Origin of the sequence: Pseudomonas sp. OV546 (genome assembly GCF_900116845.1) — a bacterium.
In the GTDB taxonomy this organism is placed as follows: Bacteria; Pseudomonadota; Gammaproteobacteria; order Pseudomonadales; family Pseudomonadaceae; genus Aquipseudomonas; species Aquipseudomonas petroselini.
Genome location: NZ_FPCE01000023.1, coordinates 1 through 25,556, shown reverse-complemented (window position 1 = coordinate 25,556; position 25,556 = coordinate 1). Strand labels below are relative to the sequence as shown.

Sequence of the window (25,556 nt, the reverse complement as noted above, 5' to 3'; positions counted from 1 at the left end):
GCCTTATTGGGGCGGCTTCGCCACCCAGCGCGGGGCAAGCCCGCTCACTACAGTAAATTACCCCAACATTTTTTAGTTGCTGATGGCGAGGATGCTGGCTTGGTAGGAGCCGACAAACACATCGAAATCGCCCACTTCGTTCTGCTCCAGCTCCGCCTGCTGTGCCAGCGACGTGCGTGCCAGCTGTTCAAAGCGCGCCTGCTCTTCGGCCGGCAGTGGCTCCTTGCGGAAGTGCTCGGCGTGCAGCTGGCTCTGGTGCAAGGAAAACTGCGCAAAACTTTCCTTACGCTCGGCCATCGCCGCCAGCACCTGGGCCGATGGCGTCAGGGACGGGTCCTTGACCTTGGCCAACTGAGCGTCCAGCGCCTGGCTGTGCTCGGTAATGCCGTGGCTCTGATCCAGCAGGGCGGCCAGCGGTGCGATCTGTTCCAACAGCTCGGCGGCCCATTCCTTCATGTCCACCGCCTGGCCCTGGCGCTGCAGTTGCAGGCCCGGACGGCGACCTTCCTTGACCACGCTGAGGAAGTTGGAGGTGGCGTTGCCGCACTCGTTGTCGGCGAACAGCGGGCTGTCGTTCAGCGCGCAGTACAGCAGGAAGGCGTCGAGGAAACGCGATTCCGGCAAGTCAATGCCCATTGGCAGGAACGGGTTGATGTCCAGGCAGCGCACTTCGATGTACTGGATGCCACGCGCCACCAGCGCCTGGATCGGCCGCTCGCCGGTGTAGGTCACGCGCTTGGGACGGATGTTGGAGTAGTACTCGTTTTCGATCTGCAGGATGTTGGTGTTGAGCTGCACCCACTCACCATCCTTGTGGGTGCCGACCTCGACGTACGGCGCATAGGGCGTTGCCACCGCTTCGCGCAGGCTGTCGGTATAGCTGGCCAGGTCGTTGTAGCACGGCGTAAGGCCGGCCTGGGCGTTGCTCTGGTAACCCAGGTCGCTCATGCGCAGGCTGGTGGCGTACGGCAGGTACAGGGTGTCGGCGTCCAAGACTTCCAACTGGTGCGAACGACCGCGCAGGAAACCGGCGTCCAGGGCTGGCGAGGCACCGAACAGGTACATCAGCAGCCAGCTGTAGCGACGGAAATTACGGATCAGCGCGATGTAGGCGGTTGACTGGTAGTCGCGGTCGGTGCCGACGAACCCTTCAGTCTCCTTGAGCAACGGCCACAACGCTTCCGGCAGGGAAAAGTTGTAGTGGATGCCGGCGATGCATTGCATGGTCTTGCCGTAACGCAGGGCCAGGCCCTTGCGATACACGTACTTGAGCTGGCCGATATTGGAGGTGCCGTAGTAGGCAATCGGAATATCTTCCTCGGCCGGCAACGGGCACGGCATCGAGGGGCTCCACAGGTATTCGCTGCCGAGCTTGGTGTAGGCAAAGCGGTGGATCTTGTCCAGGCTGCTCAGGGTATCGGCCGGGTTGGGCAGCGCGGGAGTGATGAACTCCAGCAGCGATTCCGAGTAGTCGGTGGTGATCAGTTCGTTGGTCAACGCGGCGCCCAGGGCTTCGGGGTGCGGCGTTTGTGCCAGGCGGCCCTCACCCGTGACGCGCAGGCATTCGCGCTCGATGCCGTGCAAGCACTGCTCTAGCAGGGAGAGGTGTTCGCGCTTGCCGAGCAAAGCCAGGCGGCGGTTGAGAAGTTCGCTCAAGTTGGATTCCTTCACGCGTCAGTCGCCCCAATATGGGGGTGGGCAGGACGGTCTACAAGGGTGAAGTTAAAACTGGCGTTATCGCCTGGTTTAGAGTCGATTTGACCCGCTGTGAAAATGCCTACTTCACTCCATGAATTTGGCTACAGCGCGGCTAGAAAATTCCGACGCTGTTGTCGCAGCGCCGAAATTAACTCAAATCGAGGGTGAGGAGCTATAGGACAGCGAAGGTGCCCTGCGCTTTTGCGACAAGTCTTTCGTCCTGGTACACATCCGCTTCGACCACCAGCGTGCGGCGGCCGGCATGAATCACCCGGCTGGTGCACAGCACGTCGCCGTCTTCCACGGCGCGGATGTAATTGATCTTGCACTCGATGGTCGCGCTCTGCTGGTCGAAACCATGTGAGCTGGAACAGGCCAGCCCCATCGTAATGTCCACCAGGCTGAAAATCGCCCCACCATGGAGCTTGCCCGCGCGGTTGCGCAAGTGCGGCTCCAGGGTCAGGGCCACCTCGGCAACGCCTTCTTCAAGGCGCTGCAGGCGGCAGCCGATCAGCTCGCTGAATGCGCTCTGGGTCAACCCGGCCGGGATCTCCATCAGCGTTTCTTCAACTGTTTGGCGTTGGCGAACAGCGAGGCCATGGCGTTGTTGCTTGGGGCTGCCGTGGCGGCTTCCTTGCGCGGTGAATTGTTTTGCGACTGGCGCGGCGCCGAGCCTGGGCGTGCGCCACGGGCACCGTCAATTTTTTCGCCGGGGGTGTCACTCATGCGCATCGACAGGCCGACGCGTTTGCGTGGGATGTCGACTTCCATGACCTTGACCTTGACCACATCACCGGCTTTTACCGCTTCGCGTGGATCCTTGATGAATTTCTCCGAAAGCGCGGAGATGTGCACCAAACCGTCCTGATGCACGCCGATGTCCACAAAGGCGCCGAAGTTGGTCACGTTGGTGACCACACCCTCCAGGATCATGCCCAGCTGCAGGTCCTTGAGGTCTTCGACGCCGTCCTGGAACTCGGCAGTCTTGAACTCGGGACGTGGGTCGCGGCCAGGTTTTTCCAGCTCTTGCAGGATGTCGGTGATGGTCGGTACGCCGAAGGTTTCGTCGGTGTACTTCTTTGGGTCCAGGCGCTTGAGGAACGCGGCGTCACCGATCAGCGAACGGATGTCACGGTCGGTCTCGGCGGCGATGCGTTGCACCAGCGGGTAGGCTTCCGGGTGAACCGCCGAAGCGTCCAGCGGGTTGTCACCGTTCATTACGCGGAGGAAGCCGGCGGATTGTTCGAAGGTTTTTTCACCCAGGCGTGCGACTTTTTTCAGTGCCGCACGGGTTTTGAAGGCGCCGTTTTCGTCACGGTGAGTGACGATGTTCTGCGCCAGCGTGGCGTTAAGGCCGGAAATACGCGCCAGCAGTGCCACGGAGGCCGTGTTCACGTCCACGCCCACGGCGTTTACGCAGTCTTCCACGACCGCATCCAGGCCGCGCGCCAGTTTCAGCTGCGACACGTCGTGCTGGTACTGGCCGACGCCGATGGATTTAGGGTCGATCTTCACCAGTTCGGCCAGGGGATCCTGCAGGCGACGGGCGATGGACACCGCGCCACGGATCGACACGTCGAGGTCCGGGAACTCCTTGGACGCCAGTTCCGACGCCGAGTACACCGAAGCACCGGCTTCGGAGACCATGACCTTGGTCATCTTCATGGCTGGGTATTTTTTGATCAGTTCGGCGGCCAGCTTGTCGGTTTCACGGCTGGCGGTGCCGTTGCCGATGGCGATCAGGTCCACCGCGTGCTTGGCGCACAGGGCGGCAAGTATCGCCAGGGTCTGGTCCCATTTATTGTGCGGCACATGCGGATACACAGTGGCGTGGTCCAGCAGCTTGCCGGTGGCGTCGACGACGGCGACCTTGCAGCCGGTACGCAGGCCTGGGTCGAGGCCCAGGGTGGCGCGCGGGCCGGCTGGGGCCGACAGCAGCAGGTCATGCAGGTTGTGGGCGAAGACGTTGATCGCCTCGGTTTCGGCACCGTCGCGCAGCTCGCCGAGCAGGTCGGTTTCCAGGTGGGTGTAGAGCTTGACCTTCCAGGTCCAGCGCACCACTTCACCGAGCCACTTGTCCGCAGGACGGTTCTGATTCTGGATGCCGAATTGTTGACCGATCATGCCTTCGCACGGGTGCATGGTGCCCGGCAGCTCGTCGCCGACCTTCAGCGCGGAACTGAGAATGCCTTCGTTGCGGCCACGGAAAATGGCGAGTGCACGGTGGGACGGCATGCTCTTGAGCGGTTCGTCGTGTTCGAAGTAATCGCGGAACTTGGCACCTTCTTCCTCTTTGCCGGCGATGACGCGGGCGCTGAGAATGGCTTCCTGCTTGAGGTAAGTACGCAGTTTCTCCAGCAGGCTGGCGTCTTCGGCGAAGCGCTCCATGAGGATGTACTTGGCGCCTTCCAGGGCGGCCTTGACGTCGGCGACGCCTTTTTCGGCGTCGATGAAACGGGCCGCTTCGGTGTCCGGGGTCAGCGACGGGTCGTTGAACAGGCCGTCAGCCAGCTCGCCCAGGCCGGCTTCCAGGGCGATCTGGCCCTTGGTGCGACGCTTCTGTTTGTACGGCAGGTAGAGGTCTTCGAGACGGGTCTTGGTGTCGGCGAGCTTGATGTCGCGCTCAAGCTGCGGGGTCAACTTGCCCTGTTCCTCGATGCTGGCGAGAATGCTGATACGCCGTTCGTCGAGTTCTCGCAGGTAGCGCAGGCGCTCTTCCAGGTGCCGCAATTGGATGTCGTCGAGGCTGCCGGTCACTTCTTTACGGTAACGGGCGATGAAAGGCACCGTGGAACCTTCATCCAGTAGAGCGACGGCCGCTTCGACCTGTTGTGGGCGTACACCGAGTTCCTCGGCGATGCGGCTGTTGATGCTGTCCATAAAACCACCTGAAATTCTTAAAAGCAGCTCGCAGGCCCGGAGAACAAGGCCTTGGGAGGCTGGTTGAGCGGCCCGACTGGCGCCGCTGCCTGGGTCAAGAGGCAGCCTATTGACCCTCGAAATCGAAAAAATCACGACAAGCGGGTGAAAAAAGCCTCGGCATCAAACGGTAACGATCTGACGTTGCCCTGCACGACGGCGCCGCATTATAACCAGCGTTCTGCCCTTGGGGGGGATTGCGCCAACGGTTGTAGGGCGCGGGTTCGCTGGCAGTAGAGGAAAAATCTGCTAACAATGCACACGGTGCGTATAACGGCAGCTAGGCCATAATGCGCGCCGAGATAAGAGGAGCATCCAATGAGCAGCACTGCACAAACTGCTGAAGGCGAAAAAATTCTCATCGTTGACGACGATCCAGGGCTGAGCAGCCTGCTGGAGCGTTTCTTCAACTCCAAGGGCTACCGCGCCCGCGCGGTGCCGAACACCGAGCAGATGGACCGTCTGCTGGGGCGTGAGGTATTCAACCTGGTCGTACTCGACCTCATGCTGCCCGGCGAAGACGGCCTGACCGCCTGCAAACGCCTGCGCGGTGCGAACAACCAGATTCCAATCATCATGCTCACCGCCAAGGGTGATGAGCTGAGCCGCATCAAGGGCCTCGAACTGGGCGCCGATGATTACCTGGCCAAGCCGTTCAACCCTGATGAGCTGATGGCCCGGGTCAAAGCCGTACTGCGTCGCCAAGCCCTGCCTGTGCCGGGCGCACCGGGCAGCGAAGACGAAAGCGTGACCTTTGGCGACTACGAACTGTCGCTGGCCACGCGTGAGCTCAAGCGTGGCGATGAAGTGCATATGCTGACCACCGGCGAATTCGCCGTGCTCAAGGCCCTGGTGATGAACGCTCGCCAGCCCCTGACGCGCGATAAGCTGATGAACCTGGCCCGTGGCCGGGAATGGGACGCCCTGGAGCGCTCTATCGACGTGCAGATCTCCCGTCTACGCAGGATGATCGAGCCGGACCCGTCCAAGCCACGGTACATCCAGACGGTGTGGGGCGTGGGTTATGTGTTTGTGCCGGATGGCAATAAAACCAGTTGACCGATGATTTGCGGGGCGGGCCTCTCGGTGTTTGACTCCACCAGAGTCGACGGGATGCCCGGCGTCTGCAATTCTGCGAGCGCCGCTCGTTCCTGCAAGGTATCTAGCTGTCTTCTATGAAAACCCCGCTGTGGTTCCCGCAAAGTTTCTTCTCTCGCACCCTTTGGCTGGTGCTGATCGTCGTTCTGTTTTCCAAGGCACTCACGCTGGTTTATCTGTTGATGAACGAAGACGTGCTGGTGGACCGGCAGTACGCCCACGGTGTTGCCTTGACCTTGCGTGCCTACTGGGCCGTAGATCCTGAGAACCGCGAAAAGGTGGCAAAGGCGTCGACGCTGATTCGGGTCGAAGGGGCCGGTGTGCCCGAAGGCGAGCAGCACTGGCCGTACAGCGAGATCTACCAGCGCCAGATGCGCGACGAACTGGGAGAGGACACTGAAGTACGCCTTCGCATGCATGTTTCTCCCGCACTGTGGGTAAGAGCGCCGAGCCTTGGCGATGCCTGGATCAAGGTGCCGCTTTACCCGCACCCGTTGCGCGGACAAAAAATCTGGAATGTATTGGGATGGTTCCTCGCCATCGGATTGCTTTCAACGGCGTCCGCGTGGATTTTCGTCCGCCAGCTCAACCAGCCGCTTAAACGCCTGGTGTTTGCCGCCCGTCAGCTGGGGCAGGGGCGCAGTGTGCGCCTGCCGGTCAGCGATACCCCCAGCGAGATGACCGAGGTGTACGGCGCGTTCAACCAGATGGCGGAGGACGTCGAGCAGGCGGGTCGCGAACGCGAGCTGATGCTGGCGGGGGTTTCCCATGACTTGCGCACACCGTTGACGCGACTGCGCTTGTCGCTGGAGTTGATGGGCAACCATACCGACCTTACCGACGACATGGTCCGCGACATTGAGGACATGGACGCTATTCTCGACCAGTTCCTGGCGTTTATCCGCGATGGCCGTGATGAGGTGGTAGAAGAGGTCGACCTGACGGACTTGGTGCGTGAGGTCGTCGCGCCCTACAACCAGAACGGTGAGCAGGTGCGCATGCGCCTGGAGCCGATCCAACCGTTTGCGTTGCGTCGGGTATCGATGAAGCGCCTGTTGAACAACTTGATTGGCAACGCCTTGCACCACGCAGGCTCCGATGTGGAAGTGGCGGCCTATGTGTCTGGCGACAGTGCCGCGCCCTATGTGGTGTTGAGCGTGATGGACCGGGGGGCAGGTATCGACCCGGACGAATTGGAGGGCATTTTCAACCCGTTCACCCGTGGCGACCGTGCTCGTGGGGGCAAAGGGACTGGCCTGGGGTTGGCGATTGTGCGGCGGATTGCCTCGATGCATGGCGGCAATGTTGAGTTACGCAACCGCGAAGAAGGTGGCCTGGAAGCGCGTGTGCGCTTGCCGCTTGGTTTGATGCTGCCTAGAGACGCAGTCTAAGCAACAACGCACAGCCAATATGGGAGCAGGCTCCCACATTGGTTTGTGGCGTTTCAAAAGCAGGGTTTGATCAGCCCTTGCCCTTGGTCCGAGTCATATTCGGCCCGCCATTCTTCTCCAGATGCTCAATGATGATCCCTGCCACATTTTTCCCAGTGGTGGTCTCGATCCCTTCCAGCCCCGGCGATGAATTCACCTCCATCACCAGGGGGCCGTGGTTGGAGCGCAGGATATCCACACCCGCCACGCTCAACCCCATCACCTTGGCCGCTCGCAGTGCGGTCATGCGCTCTTCGGGGGTTATCTTGATCAGGCTGGCGCTGCCGCCACGGTGCAGGTTGGAGCGGAACTCCCCCGGCTTGGCCTGGCGCTTCATTGCCGCAATCACCTTGTCGCCCACCACGAAGCAGCGGATATCGGCCCCGCCGGCTTCCTTGATGTATTCCTGCACCATGATGTTCTGCTTGAGGCCCATGAATGCCTCGATCACGGACTCCGCCGCTGTCGCGGTTTCACACAGCACCACACCGATGCCCTGGGTGCCTTCCAGCACCTTGATCACCAGTGGCGCGCCATTGACCATGTCGATCAGGTCGGGGATGTCGTCGGGAGAGTGGGCAAAGCCGGTCACCGGCAGGCCGATTCCCCGGCGCGACAGCAACTGCAGCGAACGCAACTTGTCCCGTGATCGGGCAATGGCTACGGATTCATTGAGGGGAAACACCCCCATCATTTCAAACTGGCGCAACACCGCGCAGCCATAAAACGTCACCGATGCACCGATCCGGGGGATGACGGCATCAAACCCTTCCAGCGGCTTGCCCCGGTAGTGGATCTGCGGCTTGTGGCTGGCAATGTTCATGTAGGCACGCAACGTGTCGATCACCACCATTTCGTGGCCACGTTCGATGCCGGCCTCAACCAGGCGGCGGGTGGAATACAGACGCGGGTTTCGCGACAGCACAGCAATCTTCATGCAGCACCTGGGGCAGAAATAGTGGAGACCGGGAACACCGGCTTGTCTTGAACGTACTTGATGCCGGGATTGACCACCAACTGGCCGTCAATCAAGGCCTTGGAGCCCAGCAACAGGCGGTAGCGCATGGCTTTGCGGCAGGCCAGGGTGAACTCCACCCGCCAGACCCGATCACCCAGCGCCAGCGTAGTGCTGATGACATAGCGCACCTGCGCATGACCGTTGGAGCTCTTGATGGTTTTCATCGTCACCAGGGGCGCTTCGCAGCGACGGTGACGCAGTTGCACCACGCTGCCCAGGTGTGCGGTAAAGCGCACCCAGTTTTCACCGTCGCGCTCAAACGGCTCGATATCGGTGGCGTGCAGGCTGGAGGTGCTGGCACCGGTGTCGATCTTCGCACGCAGGCCTGCCACTCCCAGGTCGGGAAGTGCCACCCACTCACGCAGACCCACAACGGTCAAATGGTCAAATGTCTTCAATATGGGTAACCGGTCAATTCGCCCAGGCCTGGGGTGAAACCTCGGCCAGGGCGTTGAATGCAGGCTTGGCGAACCAATAACCCTGCATCAGAAAAATTCCGCAGTCGGACAGGAAGTCGCGCTCGCCGGCACTTTCGATGCCTTCGGCGATGACAGTAACCCCCAACTGCTCACAGATTGTGACAATCCCCTGGACGATGACCTGACGGACACGATCCTGGTCAACATCGCGGATAAGCGCCATGTCGAGTTTGATCAGGTCAGGTTGGAAATCGGCCAGCAGGTTCAGCCCCGAATAGCCCGCGCCGAAATCGTCGATGGCGGTCTTGAAGCCGAATTCGCGGTATTCACGCAGAATATTGGTCAAATGGCGATAGTTATCTACATGCTCGCTTTCCAGTGTCTCGAAAATCAGTTGGTTCAGTGGAAAATTGTGTGCGCGAGCCGCTTCCAGGGTGCTACGGATACACAATTCCGGACGGTACACGGCATTGGGCATGAAGTTGATCGAAAGGTGGGTTTGCATCCCCAGGGCCGCCGCCCCGGCTATCGCCTGGGTTCGGCAACGTTGGTCGAAGCGGTAGCGGTTGCTTTCGTTGACCTGGTCCAGCACCGACAGCGCCCCTTCGCCGTGGGTGCCGCGCACCAAGGCTTCGTGGGCGAAGATCGAATGGTCCCGAAGGTCTACGATAGGCTGGTAGGCGAACGCAAAATCGAACCCCAAGGGCTCGCTTTGCTGGCAACCCACGCAGCGCTGGTTGGGCGAGGTGAGTGAAAGGGGGAAGTCGGTCACAGCGTATCCTCGCGAAAACAGGGTGCTACCTGGCGTATCTTAGGTGAGCCTTGGGGTTTATGCGTCGAAGGGTTTCAACGGTAAGGTTGCGACATTTTTCAGAGCGAGGAATTCAAGTGGCTCAAAAGCAGGAAGAGGAAGAAAAGGTCCGTCTGGACAAGTGGCTGTGGGCAGCGCGGTTCTATAAAACCCGTGCCTTGGCGAAGGCCGCTATCGAGAGTGGCAAGGTGCATCATCGGGGTGAGCGCTGCAAGCCGGGCAAGGAGCCGCGCGTCGGAGATGAGTTCCAGATTCGTACTGGATTTGATGAAAAGACGGTCGTCGTCCAGGCGCTTTCCATCGTGCGCCGTGGTGCGCCCGAAGCGCAGGCGCTCTACACCGAGACCGAAGCCAGTATCGCCAAGCGCGAAAACGCGGCGGCCATGCGCAAGGCGGGCGCCACAGGCATGACCACCGATGGCAAGCCGAGCAAGAAACAACGTCGCGATCTCTTCAAGTTTCGCGGCAGTGGCAATGATGACTAGCCTCAATCGAACGGGCTTTTGTAGTGAGCGGGCTTGCCCTGCGCTGGAGTGCGCAGCGCTCCCTTTTTTGGGGCCGCTCCGCAGCCCAGCGCGAGCAAGCTCGCTCACCACAAATTATTGCGCAGTTCTAACGACGCTCATTCGCCTCACTACTGGTAGACGAGCAGCCAGCCCAAACAGCGGCGCCGATACCCGCGACAACCCACTCGATACCTTTGCCGCAAACGGCGTGTAATACCCCCAGCCTAACGCCAACAGCGCCAGCAACACCCCGCCGATGTAATCGTCCTGCCCCCAATGCGCCCCTGCTACCAGCCGAGGCATCATGAATAGCAGTGCCAGCCCCCAGATCACCAGAAGTTGCCCGAAGCGCCTGGCGAATACCGTCATGAACATCGCCCAGATCAACAGCACCGAAGCATGATCCCCCGGGAAGCTCTGGCTCGAACGGTCCTTCAATTCCCAGGTCTTCTCCAGCCCAGGGAAATAGTCACTCATCTGCACCGCCCCGCTGATCACCATCGACGGGCTGCTGTGTTGCCAGCCCATTTGCGCGGCGAGTTTGGAAAACAGCATGCGGATAAACAACAACAGCAGCAGAACACCGACAAAACCTAACACTGCCTGGCGCACCTGCACGGCCTTGAACACCCAGTCACCGCGAATCAGCAGTGCCAGCAGAATCACCCCAACCACCGCATCAAACGGCCGCAAACTCGCCACAGCCCATATGTGCAGCCACGTGGAGTGGGTTGCTAGCGGGTCATTCAGCAGATGAAACAGCCACTCGTCGAAAATCACACACAGCATCTGCCCCGTGGGCCACAGCCAAAAACACAGCAGTCCGATAGCGAGTAGATTGCAAAGAGCCCATCGCCGGAGGTTCCACTTGGCTTGGAACAAACCCGGATTGTTCATAAACTGTCCCTCTTCGCTCTATGAAGCTCTCTGTTTCCAGGAGAAAGCCGCACCAAGATGGTGCTAAAGCGTTTAATTTTATAAACCTTGTAATCATTTTGTCATCAATTCAGATACCCAGACCTATGACTGATCTACCGGATACCGACTTCACCCAACGCTTCATCTTCGACGAGAACGACGCCCGCGGCGAACTGGTCTCGCTGGAGCGCAGCTATGCCGAAGTCCTCGCCAAGCACCCCTATCCGGAGCCGGTCGCGCAACTGCTCGGCGAGCTGATGGCGGCCGCTTCGCTGCTGGTAGGCACCATGAAATTCGACGGTCTGTTGATTCTGCAGGCACGCTCCGAAGGCCCGGTTCCGATGCTGATGATCGAATGTTCCAGCGAGCGGGAGATCCGCGGCCTGGCCCGTTACGAAGCGGACCAGATTGCCCCGGATGCGACCTTGTCCGACTTGATGGCCAACGGCGTGCTGGCGATCACCGTGGACCCGACCGAAGGCCAGCGCTACCAGGGCATTGTCGATCTGGACGGCGAAACCCTGTCGGACTGCTTCACCAACTATTTCGTGATGTCCCAGCAAGTCGGCACCAAGTTCTGGCTCAATGCCGATGGCAAGCGGGCCCGTGGCCTGTTGTTGCAGCAATTGCCGGCTGACCGCATCAAGGACGACGATGAGCGCACCGACAGCTGGCGCAAGCTGACCGCCCTGGCCGGCACCCTGACGGCTGAAGAGCTGTTGGGCCTGGACAACGAAACCATCCTGCACCGCCTGTACCACGAAGAGGCCGTGCGCCTGTTCGAAGAGCAGTCCCTGCGCTTCAACTGCAGTTGCTCGCGCGAGCGTTCGGCCAATGCGTTGGTCAGCCTGGGCCTTGAAGATGCGCAAAATCTGGTGGTTGAGCACGGTGGAAATATCGAGATTGACTGCCAGTTCTGCAACGAGCGTTACCTGTTCGATGCCGCCGATGTTGCCCAATTATTCGCGGGCGCAGGCATCGACAGCCCTTCCGATACCCGCCACTAAAACGTTTAAGCACAGGTAAATCACCTGACAAATGCCGGATTAGCGCTGTTCTGACGGGAGGGCCCTACTCTTTTTGGGCTTTTCTGGCATAATCCGGCCCACTTTTTTCGCGGTAGTAGTGCGCAACTTTCTACTACAAAACGTTTGGAGCACTCGGCCATAGGCCGACGGGGAACCTCATGACGCAAGCCAATAACGCCGTATACACCGATCTGAGTGTTGACGATCTGGTCAAAGAAGCCCTGCAGCGCGGTGAAGGCGTGCTTGCCGATACTGGCGCGCTGGTTGTCGAAACCGGTCACCGTACCGGCCGTTCGCCAGTCGATCGTTTCATCGTTGAAGAGCCTTCCACCCAGGACGCTATCGCCTGGGGCCCGATCAACCGCAAGTTCCCGGCCGACAAGTTCGATGCCCTGTGGGCTCGTGTCGAAGCGTTCAACAACGCGCAAGAGCACTTCGTTTCCCACGTGCATGTAGGGTCCGCCGAAGACCACTACCTGGCTGTGAAGATGACCACCCAGACTGCCTGGCAGAACCTGTTCGGTCGTTGCCTGTTCATCAACCCGGCGAAATACAACCCGGCCGGTCGTGATGAGTGGCAAGTGCTCAACGTCGCCAACTTCGAATGCGTGCCAGAGCGTGACGGCACCAACTCCGATGGTTGCGTGATCCTCAACTTCGCGCAGAAAAAAGTCCTGATCGCCGGCATGCGTTACGCCGGTGAAATGAAAAAAGCCATGTTCTCGGTGCAGAACTTCCTGCTGCCGGCTTCCGACGTACTGCCGATGCACTGCGCCGCCAACATCGGCGAAGCAGGCGACGTGACCCTGTTCTTCGGTCTGTCCGGCACCGGCAAAACCACCCTGTCCGCCGACGAAAGCCGTTACCTGATCGGTGACGACGAACACGGCTGGGGCGAGGGCGTAGTGTTCAACATCGAAGGCGGTTGCTATGCCAAGTGCATCGACTTGTCCGAGAAGAACGAGCCGGTCATCTGGAAAGCCATCAAACACGGCGCTGTGTTGGAAAACGTTGTCATCGACGACGCCAAGCACGCCGACTACACCAACGTCAGCCTCACCCAGAACAGCCGCGCGGCGTACCCGCTGGAGCACGTCGCCAAGCGTTCCGAGAAGAACCTGGGCGGCGAGCCAAACGCGGTGATCTTCCTGACCTGCGACCTGACTGGCGTACTGCCGCCCGTGTCGATCCTCAGCGAAGAACAAGCGGCCTACCACTTCTTGTCCGGCTACACCGCACTGGTGGGCTCGACCGAAATGGGTTCCGGCGGCGGCATCAAGTCGACCTTCTCCACCTGCTTCGGCGCACCGTTCTTCCCGCGTCCGGCTGGCGAATATGCTGAGTTGCTGATCAAGCGCATCCGTGGCTTCGGCTCCAAGGTCTACCTGGTCAACACCGGCTGGACCGGCGGCGGCTACGGCGTCGGCAAACGTTTCAACATTCCGACCACTCGCGGTGTGATCGCAGCGATCCAGAGCGGCGCGTTGATCGGTGCTGAAACCGAGCACCTCGACACCATCAACCTCGACGTGCCACTGGCGGTGCCGGGCGTTGAGACTGGCCTGTTGAACCCACGTAACACCTGGGCTGACAAGGCCGCTTACGACGAAGCGGCGAAGGCGCTGGCCGGTCTGTTCATCGAGAACTTCAAGAAGTTTGAAGTGAGCGATGCGATCAAGGCTGCGGGTCCTAAGTTGTAAGAGTCGATCGTTGTGAAAAAGCCGCCTCTTGTGGGCGGCTTTTTTGTGGGTGCGATGTTAGCCGGCGATGTGCAAAACCACAGCGCCGACCAGCAGGCCCCCAGCAGGCCCATTGTTACGTCCATATGTTTGCAACACAGCTCGCCAACTTAGCGTAGATCCAATGTGGGAGGGGGCTTGCTCCCGATGGCGGTGTATCAGCCGCACATCTGCTGACTGACACTCTGCTATCGGGGGCAAGCCCCCTCCCACATTTGAGTTCCGGTGTGCCTGGAATTCGTGTTTCCTCAGCTCAGGTTCTCCAGCGTCTGCGTATCCCAGCTATGGGTCTTGATGGCCAGGTAGAGCATGCCGATGGTCAGCGGCACTTTTTCGCCGCGCCCCTTGGCCCTGCGTTTGAGGAACACATCAAACACCGGCGGGTTGAAGTAACGATAAGTGTCGTAGTCACCCAGGTCGAGGGCAAATTCCTGCTCCAGCGCTTCCATCAGTTGCTTGGCCTCGCCGCCATCGCAACCGAGGTCGAAATTGAGTGAGGTTTGCAGGCGGATCGTCTTGTGTTTCGGCAGGCCGATTTCCTCGTGCAGCAGTTGCAGGAGTTGCTGCATGACGGGGTCTTCGGGGAAGTTGGGGGCGAGGTTCATGGTGGGGGCACGCAGGAGTGGGTGAGGGGGATGGTTGCGTTGGGGGCGATATTTGTTTCGGGTGATCAGCAAGCGAATGCCGTAGCTAAAAGCAAGCACCGGAATGCTGTCGAATTGTAGCTCGGTTATCCAGCGTGTGGCGCCAAACAGAAGTAGTGGACCTGCAACTATCAGGGTGAACCCAACCCATGTTCTGAGGGCAGGACGCTTGATCTTTCTGTCGAGCGATACGGCGAGTGTGACGAGGGTGATGAGAATGATCCAAGAAGCATATTCGGTCATCGTTTCATCCACCTTGGTAAGGTCGGACGAAGGATGGGGGTGATTGCTGAGGGCTGACCCCAATAGGGTGCTTACCGGGTACCCCTGTGAAGCGCATCACTGTGAAGGTGGCGCCATAGTGGCCGATGTGTTGAGTCCTTTCGATGTTCACGGGTTTCTGCCGAGAAAGTGGAGACCGCGCTATTTTCATTCAGCAGCGGGTAATTTCTGTAGAGGGGAGAGTGGGTGTTTGAAGCAGTTTGGGAAGAGGATGTCGCAGCGTTTGGAGATTTCTTACAGCGGTTTCCGGCATTTATGGCTTGGCAGCGAGGCAACAGGTAAAAACGGCCAAATGTGGGCGCCGAGCTTGCCCGTGATGACAATGATCAGGCGCTGGCAGGCCGACTCACACACCGCTCAAAAATCGCCTCCAACCCCCGGTAATCACACGCCACCGCATCAATATTCGCCGGTACCCACGCCGCGTGTTTGACCAGCCACCAGTTCACCGAAAAACCCGCGTTCACGATGATCTGTTCGAATAGGATCCGCTGCGCCCGACCGTTGCCTTCTCGGAAGGGGTGGATGACGTTGAGGTCGCCGTAGGCTTCAGCAATCTGTGTGATCAACTCGGCCTGACTCGCGCCGACATACCAGTTCGCCTCTGCCATGCGCCGGATGATTTTCGCCGCTTCCGGCGGGATGCGTTCCGGGGTGCAGAACAGGGTGTCGCCTTTCTGGATGTTGACGCTGCGCAGTTCTCCGGCCCAGTCGTAGATATCGCCGAACAGGGTGCGGTGGATATGTTGCAGGCGCTCAAGATCGTAGGGCGGTGCGAAGAGGGGAAGGCTGCCTACGGCAATTTCGGAAAGCTCCCGCTCGGCCTGGTGCAGGCGCGTTTCGTCGAGCAAATCGAGGCGGTTGCGCAGGACGCTGCTACCGGGATAGCAGTACGGATCCTGGCCCACCCCGTATTTGTCGAGCATCAGCGTGGGGTGTTGCGGTACTTGGCGAGGACGGCTTCGCGGGTCGGCAAGGGTTTGTCGACGTCCGCCGGTTGGGTGTCGAACCCTTCCAGGCGCAGGCTGGCCAGGTAATTGGAACGGCGGATCTTGTGGTAGTGATCCTGTTTTTGCTCAAACGTCAGTTCGCTCATCGCAGCGTACTCCTGGGTGGCAAGGCTTGATTGTAGCGCAATGCTTCAATGGGCAGGCGGGATAAAAACCACGTCACATTTTGTGCAAAAAATCCGCCAGTAGCCTGATTTCAGGGTATGTTTCACCGCAAAATCTTGTAGGGCGATTCCGCCCACTACTTAAAGGGAAGTTAAGCATGGGTTTGCTGCGTATCGCCTCGGCGGTGTCTTTGTGTGCGGTGGCTTTTTCGGTTCAGGCCGAGCAATTGCCGATTGAAGTGCTCAGTGCAGTGGTCAAGGATCAGAAGATCGCTGACGCCGAAGTGTTGCTGCAACGCAATGGCGCGCAGAACATAGTGGGCCGCACCAACGCCCAGGGTCAGGTGACGCTCACCAGCGAAGGTGCAGACGATGGCACCAACCTGCTGATCATCAAGAAGCCCGGTTACTCCAATCTGGTGGTGAAGTGCCCGTGCGCAGGCATGACGTATGCCATCAGCCCGGTAATGGAAAACCTCGACGGCCTGCGCGTGGTGCTGACGTGGGGCAAGACCCCGCGTGACCTCGACTCCCACATGATTTTCCCCGGCAATAACATCTATTTCGAGAACAAGAACGGCACCGATGCCGAGCTGGATGTGGATGACACCGACAGCTACGGCCCGGAAACCATCACCTTGCAGAAGAAGCACTACGGCGAAAGCTACGTGTACGCCGTGCACGACTTCAGCAATGGCGGCAATCCGGGCTCGCGTCAGCTGTCCAACAGCGAAGCCAAGGTGTTCGTGTACATGGGGCAATCGCTGGTACGCACCTATTACGTGCCGAAAAACCGCAGCGGTAACCTGTGGACGGTGTTCCGCATGACCGGCAGCGGTGACTTCCAGGACATCAACACCTTCAGCGGCGTGACCGTGAATGCCGCGAGTGTACTGAACGAAGTCAAACCGTTGCTGGACGACAGCGTGGCGATTACCGCTGTCGCGGTCAGTTCTTCCGCACAAACCGATGCGAAACGTCTGAACCTCCAAGGTGAGGCGGCCTACCAGGCGGGTAACCTGGACCAGGCCATCGACCTGTTCCGTCAGGCGATCGAACTGGACAATGGTTTCGGCAAGGCCTACGGCAACCTGGGCCTGGCGTATCAGAAAGCCGGCAATACTGCCGAGTCTATCTGGGCCAACCGCAAGGCCATCGCCCTGGCGAACGGCGCGAACGCTGCGACGGTGCGGGCTGGCGCTTATTACAACATTGCGCGGATCTACGAAGCGGCAGGGCAGTTTGCCGATGCGTTGCGTCACTACCAGTTGGCCAAGGAACAGAAGGCCAATCCGGTGTATGACACGGCGATTGAGCGGGTGCAAAATCGCTGATTCAGCTGCCGTGCAGAGTTAAGGTGCAGGAGGGGGCTTGCTCCCGATGGTGGTGTGTCAGTACAGAGGTACTGCTGACACTCTGCTATCGGGAGCAAGCCCCCTCTCACATTTGGTTGGTGTTATTCCTACAACTGCATTCGACCTTGTCGCATTTGGCCCAAGGCCACCGCAGTACCCTGTGTATCATCCTGTCTCTTTTTTCCTCGCGACCTTTCTCGATTCGCTGAGATTCCCAGGCTATGTTTTGGAGCCAACTCAGCGGTCAATGGAGTGACAGCCTATGCACGACACCCTCCAGCAGGTCTTCGGTTATCCACAGTTTCGTTTGGGCCAGGAGCAAACGATCAGCGCTGTACTGGCCGGCCGTTCGGCGGCGGCAATTTTCCCCACCGGGTCGGGCAAGTCCCTGTGTTACCAGCTGTCGGCGGTGTTGCTGCCGCACCTGACAGTGGTGGTGTCGCCGTTGTTGGCGTTGATGCAGGACCAGTTGGGTTTCCTGCAGCGGCATGGCATTTCGGCAGGCAGTATCGATTCGGCCCAGAGCCGTGACGAGGCCAATGAAGTGATGGCCCGTGCGCGCTCCGGTGAGCTGAAAATCTTGATGATTTCGGTGGAACGCTTGAAGAACGAGCGATTTCGCAACTTCCTGCAAAGTGTGCAGATTTCGCTGCTGGTCGTGGACGAGGCGCACTGTATTTCCGAATGGGGCCACAACTTCCGCCCGGACTATCTGAAGCTGCCGGACTACCAGCGTCAGTTCAATATCCCACAAGCGCTGCTGCTGACGGCTACAGCGACGCCTAAGGTGATTGCCGACATGCAGGCGAAGTTCGCCATTGCGCCGGACGATGTGGTGACTACGGGCTTCTACCGGCCCAATCTCAACCTGTTGGTGGAGCCGGTCAGCGGCTCTGACAAGCGCCGACGCTTGGTGGAGTGGATGAACGAGCGCGCCAATCAACCCAGCATCGTCTACGTCACCTTGCAGAAAACCGCCGAGCAGATTGCCGAGCACCTGAACCGTAATGGCATCCAGGCCGAGGCTTATCACGCGGGTTTACCTCACGATAAGCGCGAGGGCATCCAGCAGCGTTTCATGGGCGGGCGCTCCCATTGCATTGTCGCTACCATCGCGTTTGGCATGGGCATCGACAAGAGTGATATCCGCAACGTGGTGCACTTCGACCTGCCCAAATCCATCGAGAACTACAGCCAGGAAATCGGCCGTGCGGGGCGTGATGGGCAGCCGTCCGACTGCCTGGTGTTGGCCAACCGCGACAGCCTTAATGTGCTGGAAAACTTTGTGTACGGCGATACGCCCGAGCAGGACGGTATTCGCCGGGTACTCGATGAGTTACAGGCAGCACGCAGTGAGGGGCAGTGGGAGTTCCTGCTGAGGTCGCTGTCGGACCACAGTAATATCCGCGAGCTGCCGCTCAAGACGTTGCTGGTGCAGCTGGAGCTCAAGGGCGTGATAGCGCCGCGCTACGCGTTCTACGCCGAATACCGTTTCAAATACCTGATCGAACCTGAGGCTTTGCTGGCGCGTTTCTCCGGCGAACGACAGCAGTTTGTCGCGGCGATCATCCAAGTCTGCAAACGGGCAAAGACCTGGGCGACGGTGGATTTTGACGCGCTTTATCAACAGCACAATGCCGAACGTGGGCGGGTGGTGAAGGCGCTGGACTATTTCCAGGAGCAGGGCTTGATCGAGCTGGAAAGCAAGCAGATGACCGAGGTCTACAGTTTGCTGAATACAGATTTTGACCCACAGGCACTGAGCGAAGCGTTATACACAGGCTTCAAGCAGCACGAGGTGGGCGAAGTGGCGCGAATTCACGCCATGCTCGATCTGTTCGCCACCGAGCACTGCCTGGGGCAGCGCCTGGCGAAGTATTTTGGTGATGAAAACGCACCGCAACGTTGCGGTCATTGCTCGGTGTGTCACGGGCACGTTGCGCACCTGCCGCCACCGCCAAGCTTGCCGCCGCTTGTGGATAAAAACTTCATGGGACTGTGCGGTGATTTTATCCACAGGCATCATGAACACACCGGCCAACTGCCAGGTGCGGAACGCCTGACGCGTTTCCTTGGTGGCATCAGTGTGCCGTTGTTTACCAAGTTGAAGGCGCGGGGCATTCCGGGGTTTGCTGCGCTGGAGGATTACCCGTACGCCGAGGTGCGCGAATGGGCCCAGACCCATTTGGATGATCTGTAACTCACTTTCACGAGATGACCCGATGCCTGATTCAGTACCGCAACGTGCCGATTACCCTCACTTCCAGCCGATCATCACGCGCTGGCACGACAACGATGTGTATGGCCATGTGAACAACGTGACCTACTACAGCTTTTTCGACACGGCGGTGAATACCTACCTGATCGAACACGGTGGGTTGGATATTCATGACGGCGAAGTGGTGGGGTTTGTGGTGAGCTCAGCGTGCGATTACTTTGCGTCGATTGCCTTTCCCGAGCGCATTGAAATCGGCCTGCGGGTGGGCAAGTTGGGCAATAGCTCAGTGCAGTACGAGTTGGCGGTATTCAAGGCAGGCGAGGAAGAGGCCTGTGCGGCAGGGCGCTTTGTGCATGTGTTTGTGGATCGGGGGTCGAACCTGCCGGTGAGTATTCCGGGGTCGTTGCGTGAGGCGTTGCAGCAGTTGGTGAGCTGACCTAATACCCCGAACATCATGGCGCTAAATGTGGGAGGGGGGATGTTGTGGTGAGCAGGCTTGCCCTGCGCCGGGCCGCGAAGCGGCCCCAAAACCTGACAATCAGTTCTGCCTGAAAGAACGCGGCGCCTGAGTCAGGGGCGCTTCGCGCCCCAGCGCGGGGCAAGCCCGCTCACTACGACAAACCCACACAAACACCTTGGATGTGGGGTGTATTTCAGGTGTTACCGGTGACGGTAGTGATGCTTGTTTTTGCGATGCCCATAGGCATGCCCGCGTCCACGATGATCATCCCGGTCATAACGACGGTTATCACGCCCACGATAACGACGATCATCGTCATCGCTCTTGTTGCCCATGTAGTTACCCAGTGCGCCACCTGCACCACCACCCGCGGCTGCGCCGATCAGGCTGCCCGTGTTGCCGCCCATGCTGCGGCCTACCACGTTGCCGCCAGCCGCGCCGAGGGCACCGCCAATGGCTGCTTCGCCGCGGCTGCGCTTGTCTGCACCGACCGCACTGCCGCCTGCGCCGCCGAGGGCTGCGCCGATGGCCGAGCCGGTGTTACCGCCGATCTGCTGGCCGACAACCGAACCGAGTACCCCGCCCAATGCGCCGCCCACACCGGCTTCGGTGGTGCCACCGGCCATGGCTGCGCCACTGACCAGGCCAAGGGACAACAAGAGAATCGAGGAGAACTTCATAGAGAGACCTCAAGAGGATGACGGCGCGATCCTGAGGCTGTGTCGAGATTGTGACAATAGAAATCCGACCAGTAACACGAGTTGTACACAATTCTATAAGTTACTGTTTTAACACGGGAACTTAAGTTGAATTCGTCAGTCTTTAGCTACTTGGGAACGGCCGCTTTTATGCAAAAGCGGCCTTTTTTGTGCCCGCAATTCAGGATGATCAACACGCCATCGTTGTAGTGAGCGGGCTTGCCCCGCGCTGGGCTGCGCAGCAGCCCCAATAAGAACGCCGCGTTGTCTCAGACACTCTGCGGCGCCTGGTTTTAGGGCCGCTTCGCAGCCCAGCGCGGGGCAAGCCCGCTCACTACAGGTCCGGTGATCAAGCCGAGCGTGCCATGATCAAGCCATTGTTACTCGCCGCTTCCAAACGGATCGCCACGAACTTCGACGTCGGCGTATGGCTGCCATCCCCGGTACTTTCCAGCGGCACCAGCGGGTTAACCTCCGGATAGTAAGCCGCTGCCTGCCCTGCCGGGATATCAAACGCCAGCAAGGTAAAGCCCTTCACGCGGCGTTCACGGCCGTCTTCCCACAATGACACGATGTCGGCCTTCTGCCCCGGCTTGAAGCCCAGGCGAATAATGTCGGCTTCGTTGACGAACAACACATCACGCTGGCCCTTGACCCCACGGTAGCGGTCGTCCAGGCCATAGATCGTGGTGTTGTACTGATCGTGCGAGCGCATCGACTGCATGATCAGGTCCGGCACGCGGCCGGTGGCGTGGGTGCGTTCGTGGATCAAGTCCTTGGGCAGGATGTTGGGGCGGAAGTTGGCACGGCCCGATGGCGTGTTCCAGCGGCGCGCACCGGCGGAGTTGCCCAAGTAGAAGCCGCCTGGTTTTTTGATCTTCTCGTTGAAGTCCTTGAAGCCAGGGATGGTGTCGGCGATCAGGTCGCGGATGCGGCTGTAGTCGGCCACCAGCCAGTTCCAATCCACCGGTTTGCTGCCCAGGGTCGCGGCGGCGATACCGGCCAGGATCGCCGGCTCCGATTTCATCAATTTCGACAGCGGCTGCAACTGGCCGTTGGAGCCGTGGACCATGCTGAACGAGTCTTCCACCGTCACCGCTTGCGGGCCTTCGGCCTGGATGTCGATGTCGGTACGGCCCAGGCACGGCAGGATCAGCGCATCTTTGCCGTGCATCAAGTGGCTGCGGTTGAGCTTGGTGCTGATCTGCACGGTCAGGTCGCAATTGCGCAGCGCTTCGAAGGTGCGCGGGCTGTCCGGCGTGGCTTGGGCGAAGTTGCCGCCCAGGCCGATAAACACTTTGGAGCGGCCTTCAAGCATGGCGTGAATCGCTTCCACCACATTGTGGCCGTTGTCGCGCGGCACCTTGAATTGGAAGCGACGTTCCAGTGAGTCGAGGAACGCCACCGGTGGGCGTTCGTTGATACCCATGGTGCGGTCGCCCTGCACGTTGCTGTGGCCACGCACCGGGCACAGGCCGGCGCCCGGGCGCCCGATATTGCCGCGCAGCAGCATCAGGTTGGCGATTTCCTGGATGGTCGGCACCGAATGGCGGTGCTGGGTGATGCCCATCGCCCAGCACATGATCACGTTCTTGCCTTTGGCGTACATGCGCGCGGCTTGTTCGATCTCGACCAAGGGCAGGCCGGACTGAGCGACGATTTCATCCCACGAGGTGTCGTCGATCTTGCCCAGGTAATCCAGCACGTTGGTGGTGTGTTCGTTGAGGAAGTCGTGGTCGAACACGGCCTCTTTGCCTTCGGCCTGGGCCTCGCGTTCCCACAACAACAGGAACTTGGCCATGCCGCGCAGGATGGCCATGTCGCCACCCAGCGCCGGGCGGAAATACGCGGTGTTGGTCGGTTTGTCGCCGTTGGTAAGCATTTCCAGCGGGTGTTGCGGATGCTGGAAGCGTTCCAGGCCGCGCTCTTTCAATGGGTTGATACACACCACCTGAGCACCGCGCTTAACCGCTTCACGCAGCGGTTCGAGCATGCGTGGGTGGTTGGTGCCGGGGTTCTGGCCCCAGACGAAAATCGCGTCGGCATGTTCGAAGTCATCAAAGGTCACGGTGCCTTTGCCCACGCCCACACTTTGTGCCAGGGCAACGCCGCTGGCTTCGTGGCACATGTTCGAACAGTCCGGAAAGTTGTTGGTGCCGTAGGCGCGCACGAACAGCTGATACAGGTACGCCGCCTCATTGCTGGCGCGGCCCGATGTGTAGAACTCGGCCATGTCCGGGCTGGGCAGGGCGTTGAGATGCTTGCCGACCAGGTCGAACGCCGCCTCCCAACTGATGGGCGTGTAGCGGTCGGTTTCGGCGTCGTAGCGCATCGGCTCGGTCAGGCGGCCTTGGTATTCCAGCCAATAGTCACTCTGCTCCAGCAAGGCAGTGACGCTGTGTTTGGCAAAGAACGCAGCATCCACACGGCGCTTGGTGGCTTCCCAGTTCACCGCCTTGGCGCCGTTTTCGCAGAACTTGACCATGCCGCTTTCGGGCGAGTCGCCCCAGGCACAGCCGGGGCAGTCGAAGCCGCCGTTCTGGTTGGTCTTGAGCATCATGCGCAGGTTTTTCAGCGCGTTGTCGCTGGTCAACCAGGCTTGCGCCACGCTGATCAGTGCCCCCCAGCCGCCCGCCGGGCCTTTATAAGGCTTGTAGCGCGGGGTTGGGGTTTGGTCGGCTTGATGATGATTGCTCACGGCTGGTTCTCCATCGCAGGGCTGTAGACCCGCGGCGCACTTTTCTGCGGCAGGTGGATGAGATTGAGGTTGTGCCGGCGTGCCCATTGCAGGGCCAGGCCGGTGGGCGACGACAGGCTGACCAGGGTCTGGATGCCCGCGCGCAGGACTTTCTGGATCAATTCAAGGCTGCAACGGCTGGTGACAATCGCCAGGCCGCCTTCGGTCGGAATCTTTTGGCGGATCAGCGCGCCGATCAGCTTATCGAGGGCGTTATGCCGGCCGATGTCTTCGCGACCCAGGAGCAATTCGCCTTGGCTGTTCATAAATACCGCGGCGTGCACGGCGCCGCTGTACTGGCCCAGGGGCTGGAACGCACTGATGCGCTGACGCAGGCCATCGAGCCATTCGGCGGGCGGCAGCGGCGCACCGGGCAGTACCTGAAGGTCTGGCAGCGCTTGTTCCACGGCTTCCACACCGCACAGGCCACAGCCGCTGGTACCGGCCAATTGGCGGCGTTGCTGCTTGAGGTTCCAGAAGGCGCGGCTGGAAATCTGCACCTGCGCATACTGGGTAGAGCCGGTTCCGCTGAGTTTCAGGTCATAAATATCGCTAACGTCGGCAATAATGCCGCTGCCGATGCTGAAGCCGACGATAAAGTCTTCCAGGTCCGTCGGCGTCACCAGCATCACCGCCTGGCTGATATCGTTGAAAGCAATCGCCAACGCCACTTCCTCCGCCAAGGCTGTGCTGGCGGATTCCGTGTGTTCGAGGTTGCAATACTGATAGCTCTGGCTGGCGGCGGGCGCGGGCGTTTCAAGAGCGGGCGCCGCGCAGACTGGGCGCTTGGCGTTCATGGGGCAGTACCACCGGCGGATTGGTCAGTGTTTAGACTAGGCGCGACAAAGCGTCGCGTCTAATTGCCAGTACTGATCTACCGATAGATGACGTCGATCAAGACTCTTTTTGCGATTTCTGAAACAGCGCGAAACACGCTTCCGCCAAGGCAGAGCGGGGTGCGCTGCGGCGCATGATCAGCCCCAGGCGCGCCAGGGTGTGGGCGTCGTCGATGGGTTGCAGGCGCAAATGCTCGGTGAGCGCGTCCAGGCCCCCGTCCAATGGCATCACCGCGCAACAGAGTCCGCCGTGAACGGCTTGTAACAACTGATGGACGGCATCGGTTTGTAACAGCGGCTGCGGGTGCAAGCCCCGGCTGTGAAAGTTGTGGTCGATGGACTGGCGAAAGTGCATGCCGCTGGTGAGCATGCCCAAGGGCAGTTCGATCAGTGCTTCCCAGCTCAGCGGCGTGTCGCCGAAGCTGAAAAAGCGCTGGTCGTAAAGCAGGCCCATACGGGTTTCGCCCAAGGCCAGCGAGTCGAAGCGTTCATTGTCCAGCCGCTCCAGGTAGGACACGCCTAAATCCAGGCGATTGCTCGCCAGTTGTTCAAGGATTTGTTCGGAGCTGAGTGCCGACAGCTCGAAACGCAGGCTTGGGTGCTCTTTGTGCAGTTGCTGCATTAGTGCCAGTGGATCAAAGCTCGACAGTGGCACCACGCCCAGGCGCAACGTACCCACCAGGTTGCCGCGACAGGCGGCCGCTTCAGCCTGCAAGCCGTCATACGCCGCCAGCACGGTGCGTGCCCAGGCCAGTACCCGTTCGCCAGGCGCGGTGAACCCCTCAAAGCGCTGGCCGCGATTGACCAGGGGAAGATCAAGTTCTTCCTCAAGGCTGCGCAGGCGCATCGACAGGGTCGGTTGGGTGATATGGCATCGTGCCGCCGCCTGGCCGAAGTGACGCGTCTCGTCGAGGGCGATGAGGAATTTCAGCTGTTTGATGTCCATCTTCGCTCCAGGGCTTATTCCAATGGCGGGGGGATTCTAGCGCGTTTGGGTCTTTGGTCGGGCTGGAACCCAAGTCTGTGGGACTGGTCTAGTCTTTGGCATCTGGAAACCAAACATCAAGGAGAGCGCACCATGAGTCTTATTAGCTTTATTAAGGAAGCGGGCGAGAAGTTGATCGACCTGTTGACGCCGGGTAATGCGAACGCGAGTGAGCAGTTGAAGGAGCACGTGGCGAAAGTGGGTCTGGGTAATCCGAATGTGCAGACCACGGTGGATGGCGACAAGGTAACCGTCACCGGTGAAGTCGCCACCCAGGAAGAGAAAGAAAAGATTTTGCTGGCGCTGGGCAATATTGCCGGTGTGGCCAGTGTGGATGACCAGATCACCGTATCCGGCCCGGCCGTAGCTGCCGCCCGTTTCGTCGTGGTGAAAAAGGGTGACACCCTGAGCGCGATTTCCCTGGCGGTGTATGGCAACGCCAACCAGTACAACAAGATCTTTGAGGCCAACAAGCCGCTGTTGTCTCATCCAGACAAGATTTATCCAGGGCAGACGCTGCGTATTCCTGAGTAAGCCCAATACGAAAGGTGGGAGGGGGCTTGCCCCGGTACAAACCGGGGACATCGTTTACATTTCTAACCGGGGACATGGTTTACAGGTTAATACGCATGATCAGGAGGTA

23 protein-coding genes are annotated in these 25,556 nt (G+C 59.8%); 9 read left to right on the top strand and 14 right to left on the bottom strand.

The features are described from left to right. Positions 1–72 precede the first annotated feature (72 nt). From gshA to BM403_RS30160, 3 genes are all read right to left on the bottom strand, one after another. Positions 73–1,656 (bottom strand): glutamate--cysteine ligase, encoded by a 1,584-nt coding sequence (gene gshA, locus BM403_RS30170; protein ID WP_093546780.1) that lies wholly within the window; start codon positions 1,654–1,656, stop codon positions 73–75. Positions 1,657–1,870: 214 nt separating this feature from the next. Beyond that, positions 1,871–2,254 (bottom strand): PaaI family thioesterase, encoded by a 384-nt coding sequence (locus BM403_RS30165; protein ID WP_012721682.1) that lies wholly within the window; start codon positions 2,252–2,254, stop codon positions 1,871–1,873. Then, entirely contained in the window at positions 2,254–4,578 is a 2,325-nt protein-coding gene (locus BM403_RS30160) for a Tex family protein (protein ID WP_093546777.1), read from the bottom strand. The genes BM403_RS30165 and BM403_RS30160 overlap by 1 nt, the downstream gene beginning before the upstream one ends. Before the next feature lie 357 nt (positions 4,579–4,935). Between BM403_RS30160 and ompR the strand changes: the two genes are divergently transcribed. Next, on the top strand, positions 4,936–5,676 hold the full coding sequence (gene ompR / locus BM403_RS30155) for an osmolarity response regulator transcription factor OmpR (RefSeq protein ID WP_012721684.1): 741 nt from the start codon (positions 4,936–4,938) through the stop codon (positions 5,674–5,676). Between the two features lie 116 nt (positions 5,677–5,792). Continuing rightward, entirely contained in the window at positions 5,793–7,106 is a 1,314-nt protein-coding gene (locus tag BM403_RS30150; protein WP_012721685.1) for an ATP-binding protein, read from the top strand. Positions 7,107–7,176: 70 nt separating this feature from the next. Here BM403_RS30150 and rimK read toward each other — a convergent pair whose 3' ends face one another. From rimK to BM403_RS30135, 3 genes are read right to left on the bottom strand one after another with little or no spacing between them, the layout of a single operon-like run. Next, positions 7,177–8,082: a 30S ribosomal protein S6--L-glutamate ligase gene (gene rimK / locus BM403_RS30145; RefSeq protein ID WP_046034594.1), complete on the bottom strand. Its 906-nt coding sequence runs from the start codon at positions 8,080–8,082 to the stop codon at positions 7,177–7,179. Further along, complete coding sequence (locus BM403_RS30140) at positions 8,079–8,528, bottom strand: retropepsin-like aspartic endopeptidase RimB (RefSeq protein WP_173390392.1); 450 nt, start codon at positions 8,526–8,528, stop codon at positions 8,079–8,081. The genes rimK and BM403_RS30140 overlap by 4 nt, the downstream gene beginning before the upstream one ends. Positions 8,529–8,574: 46 nt before the next feature. Then, positions 8,575–9,354: a S6 modification regulatory phosphodiesterase RimA gene (locus BM403_RS30135; RefSeq protein WP_012721688.1), complete on the bottom strand. Its 780-nt coding sequence runs from the start codon at positions 9,352–9,354 to the stop codon at positions 8,575–8,577. Positions 9,355–9,470: 116 nt separating this feature from the next. Between BM403_RS30135 and BM403_RS30130 the strand changes: the two genes are divergently transcribed. Continuing rightward, on the top strand, positions 9,471–9,878 hold the full coding sequence (locus BM403_RS30130; protein ID WP_012721689.1) for an RNA-binding S4 domain-containing protein: 408 nt from the start codon (positions 9,471–9,473) through the stop codon (positions 9,876–9,878). A gap of 114 nt (positions 9,879–9,992) precedes the next feature. On the opposite strand, the gene BM403_RS30125 is transcribed toward BM403_RS30130, so the two are convergent. Continuing rightward, positions 9,993–10,796 carry a phosphatase PAP2 family protein gene (locus tag BM403_RS30125; protein WP_012721690.1) on the bottom strand — a complete coding sequence of 268 codons (804 nt, stop codon included), beginning with the start codon at positions 10,794–10,796 and terminating at the stop codon, positions 9,993–9,995. A gap of 125 nt (positions 10,797–10,921) precedes the next feature. On the opposite strand from BM403_RS30125, the gene hslO reads away from it, so the two are divergent. After that, positions 10,922–11,824, top strand: a complete 903-nt coding sequence (gene hslO, locus BM403_RS30120) for an Hsp33 family molecular chaperone HslO (protein WP_012721691.1) — start codon at positions 10,922–10,924, stop codon at positions 11,822–11,824. A 179-nt stretch (positions 11,825–12,003) separates the two neighbouring features. Beyond that, a complete protein-coding gene (locus tag BM403_RS30115) occupies positions 12,004–13,545 on the top strand; it encodes a phosphoenolpyruvate carboxykinase (RefSeq protein WP_012721692.1) in 1,542 nt (513 codons plus the stop codon). A gap of 287 nt (positions 13,546–13,832) precedes the next feature. Here the strand turns inward: BM403_RS30115 and BM403_RS30110 are convergent, their stop codons facing one another. From BM403_RS30110 to BM403_RS30100, 3 genes are all read right to left on the bottom strand, one after another. Next, a complete protein-coding gene (locus BM403_RS30110) occupies positions 13,833–14,189 on the bottom strand; it encodes a DUF1493 family protein (protein WP_043206099.1) in 357 nt (118 codons plus the stop codon). Between the two features lie 647 nt (positions 14,190–14,836). Beyond that, positions 14,837–15,436, bottom strand: coding sequence for a putative adenosine monophosphate-protein transferase Fic (locus BM403_RS30105; RefSeq protein WP_012721695.1), 600 nt, complete (start codon positions 15,434–15,436; stop codon positions 14,837–14,839). After that, positions 15,436–15,606, bottom strand: a complete 171-nt coding sequence (locus BM403_RS30100; protein ID WP_003236014.1) for a YhfG family protein — start codon at positions 15,604–15,606, stop codon at positions 15,436–15,438. Before BM403_RS30100 ends, BM403_RS30105 begins: the two co-directional genes overlap by 1 nt. A 176-nt stretch (positions 15,607–15,782) precedes the next feature. Between BM403_RS30100 and BM403_RS30095 the strand changes: the two genes are divergently transcribed. The 3 genes from BM403_RS30095 to BM403_RS30085 all read left to right on the top strand — a co-directional run bounded on the left by BM403_RS30095 (position 15,783) and on the right by BM403_RS30085 (position 19,633). After that, positions 15,783–16,958, top strand: coding sequence for a tetratricopeptide repeat protein (locus tag BM403_RS30095; RefSeq protein ID WP_046034597.1), 1,176 nt, complete (start codon positions 15,783–15,785; stop codon positions 16,956–16,958). 283 nt (positions 16,959–17,241) lie between these two features. Next, a complete protein-coding gene (locus BM403_RS30090) occupies positions 17,242–19,179 on the top strand; it encodes a RecQ family ATP-dependent DNA helicase (RefSeq protein ID WP_093546774.1) in 1,938 nt (645 codons plus the stop codon). A 22-nt stretch (positions 19,180–19,201) separates the two neighbouring features. Next, entirely contained in the window at positions 19,202–19,633 is a 432-nt protein-coding gene (locus BM403_RS30085) for an acyl-CoA thioesterase (protein WP_093546772.1), read from the top strand. 224 nt (positions 19,634–19,857) lie between these two features. Here the strand turns inward: BM403_RS30085 and BM403_RS30080 are convergent, their stop codons facing one another. The 4 genes from BM403_RS30080 to BM403_RS30065 all read right to left on the bottom strand — a co-directional run bounded on the left by BM403_RS30080 (position 19,858) and on the right by BM403_RS30065 (position 24,874). Beyond that, entirely contained in the window at positions 19,858–20,337 is a 480-nt protein-coding gene (locus BM403_RS30080; RefSeq protein WP_012721700.1) for a glycine zipper domain-containing protein, read from the bottom strand. 367 nt (positions 20,338–20,704) lie between these two features. Continuing rightward, a complete protein-coding gene (locus BM403_RS30075) occupies positions 20,705–23,053 on the bottom strand; it encodes an FdhF/YdeP family oxidoreductase (RefSeq protein WP_093546769.1) in 2,349 nt (782 codons plus the stop codon). Next, positions 23,050–23,889, bottom strand: a complete 840-nt coding sequence (gene fdhD, locus BM403_RS30070) for a formate dehydrogenase accessory sulfurtransferase FdhD (protein WP_064054138.1) — start codon at positions 23,887–23,889, stop codon at positions 23,050–23,052. Before fdhD ends, BM403_RS30075 begins: the two co-directional genes overlap by 4 nt. Before the next feature lie 97 nt (positions 23,890–23,986). Continuing rightward, on the bottom strand, positions 23,987–24,874 hold the full coding sequence (locus tag BM403_RS30065) for a LysR family transcriptional regulator (protein ID WP_012721703.1): 888 nt from the start codon (positions 24,872–24,874) through the stop codon (positions 23,987–23,989). Between the two features lie 132 nt (positions 24,875–25,006). Between BM403_RS30065 and lysM the strand changes: the two genes are divergently transcribed. After that, complete coding sequence (lysM, locus tag BM403_RS30060) at positions 25,007–25,447, top strand: peptidoglycan-binding protein LysM (RefSeq protein WP_012721704.1); 441 nt, start codon at positions 25,007–25,009, stop codon at positions 25,445–25,447. Positions 25,448–25,556 lie beyond the last annotated feature (109 nt).

Bases quoted from the DNA above. Each gene is read 5' to 3' on its own strand.
- BM403_RS30065 (WP_012721703.1), bottom strand. From the start codon at position 24,874: ATGGACATCAAACAGCTGAAATTCCTCATCGCCCTCGACGAGACGCGT.
- BM403_RS30125 (WP_012721690.1), bottom strand. From the start codon at position 10,796: ATGAACAATCCGGGTTTGTTCCAAGCCAAGTGGAACCTCCGGCGATGG.
- fdhD (WP_064054138.1), bottom strand. From the start codon at position 23,889: ATGAACGCCAAGCGCCCAGTCTGCGCGGCGCCCGCTCTTGAAACGCCC.
- BM403_RS30080 (WP_012721700.1), bottom strand. From the start codon at position 20,337: ATGAAGTTCTCCTCGATTCTCTTGTTGTCCCTTGGCCTGGTCAGTGGC.
- BM403_RS30165 (WP_012721682.1), bottom strand. From the start codon at position 2,254: ATGGAGATCCCGGCCGGGTTGACCCAGAGCGCATTCAGCGAGCTGATC.
- BM403_RS30150 (WP_012721685.1), top strand. From the start codon at position 5,793: ATGAAAACCCCGCTGTGGTTCCCGCAAAGTTTCTTCTCTCGCACCCTT.
- BM403_RS30095 (WP_046034597.1), top strand. From the start codon at position 15,783: ATGGGTTTGCTGCGTATCGCCTCGGCGGTGTCTTTGTGTGCGGTGGCT.
- hslO (WP_012721691.1), top strand. From the start codon at position 10,922: ATGACTGATCTACCGGATACCGACTTCACCCAACGCTTCATCTTCGAC.
- BM403_RS30105 (WP_012721695.1), bottom strand. From the start codon at position 15,436: ATGCTCGACAAATACGGGGTGGGCCAGGATCCGTACTGCTATCCCGGT.
- BM403_RS30090 (WP_093546774.1), top strand. From the start codon at position 17,242: ATGCACGACACCCTCCAGCAGGTCTTCGGTTATCCACAGTTTCGTTTG.
- BM403_RS30160 (WP_093546777.1), bottom strand. From the start codon at position 4,578: ATGGACAGCATCAACAGCCGCATCGCCGAGGAACTCGGTGTACGCCCA.
- BM403_RS30100 (WP_003236014.1), bottom strand. From the start codon at position 15,606: ATGAGCGAACTGACGTTTGAGCAAAAACAGGATCACTACCACAAGATC.
- lysM (WP_012721704.1), top strand. From the start codon at position 25,007: ATGAGTCTTATTAGCTTTATTAAGGAAGCGGGCGAGAAGTTGATCGAC.
- BM403_RS30115 (WP_012721692.1), top strand. From the start codon at position 12,004: ATGACGCAAGCCAATAACGCCGTATACACCGATCTGAGTGTTGACGAT.
- BM403_RS30085 (WP_093546772.1), top strand. From the start codon at position 19,202: ATGCCTGATTCAGTACCGCAACGTGCCGATTACCCTCACTTCCAGCCG.
- ompR (WP_012721684.1), top strand. From the start codon at position 4,936: ATGAGCAGCACTGCACAAACTGCTGAAGGCGAAAAAATTCTCATCGTT.
- rimK (WP_046034594.1), bottom strand. From the start codon at position 8,082: ATGAAGATTGCTGTGCTGTCGCGAAACCCGCGTCTGTATTCCACCCGC.
- BM403_RS30110 (WP_043206099.1), bottom strand. From the start codon at position 14,189: ATGAACCTCGCCCCCAACTTCCCCGAAGACCCCGTCATGCAGCAACTC.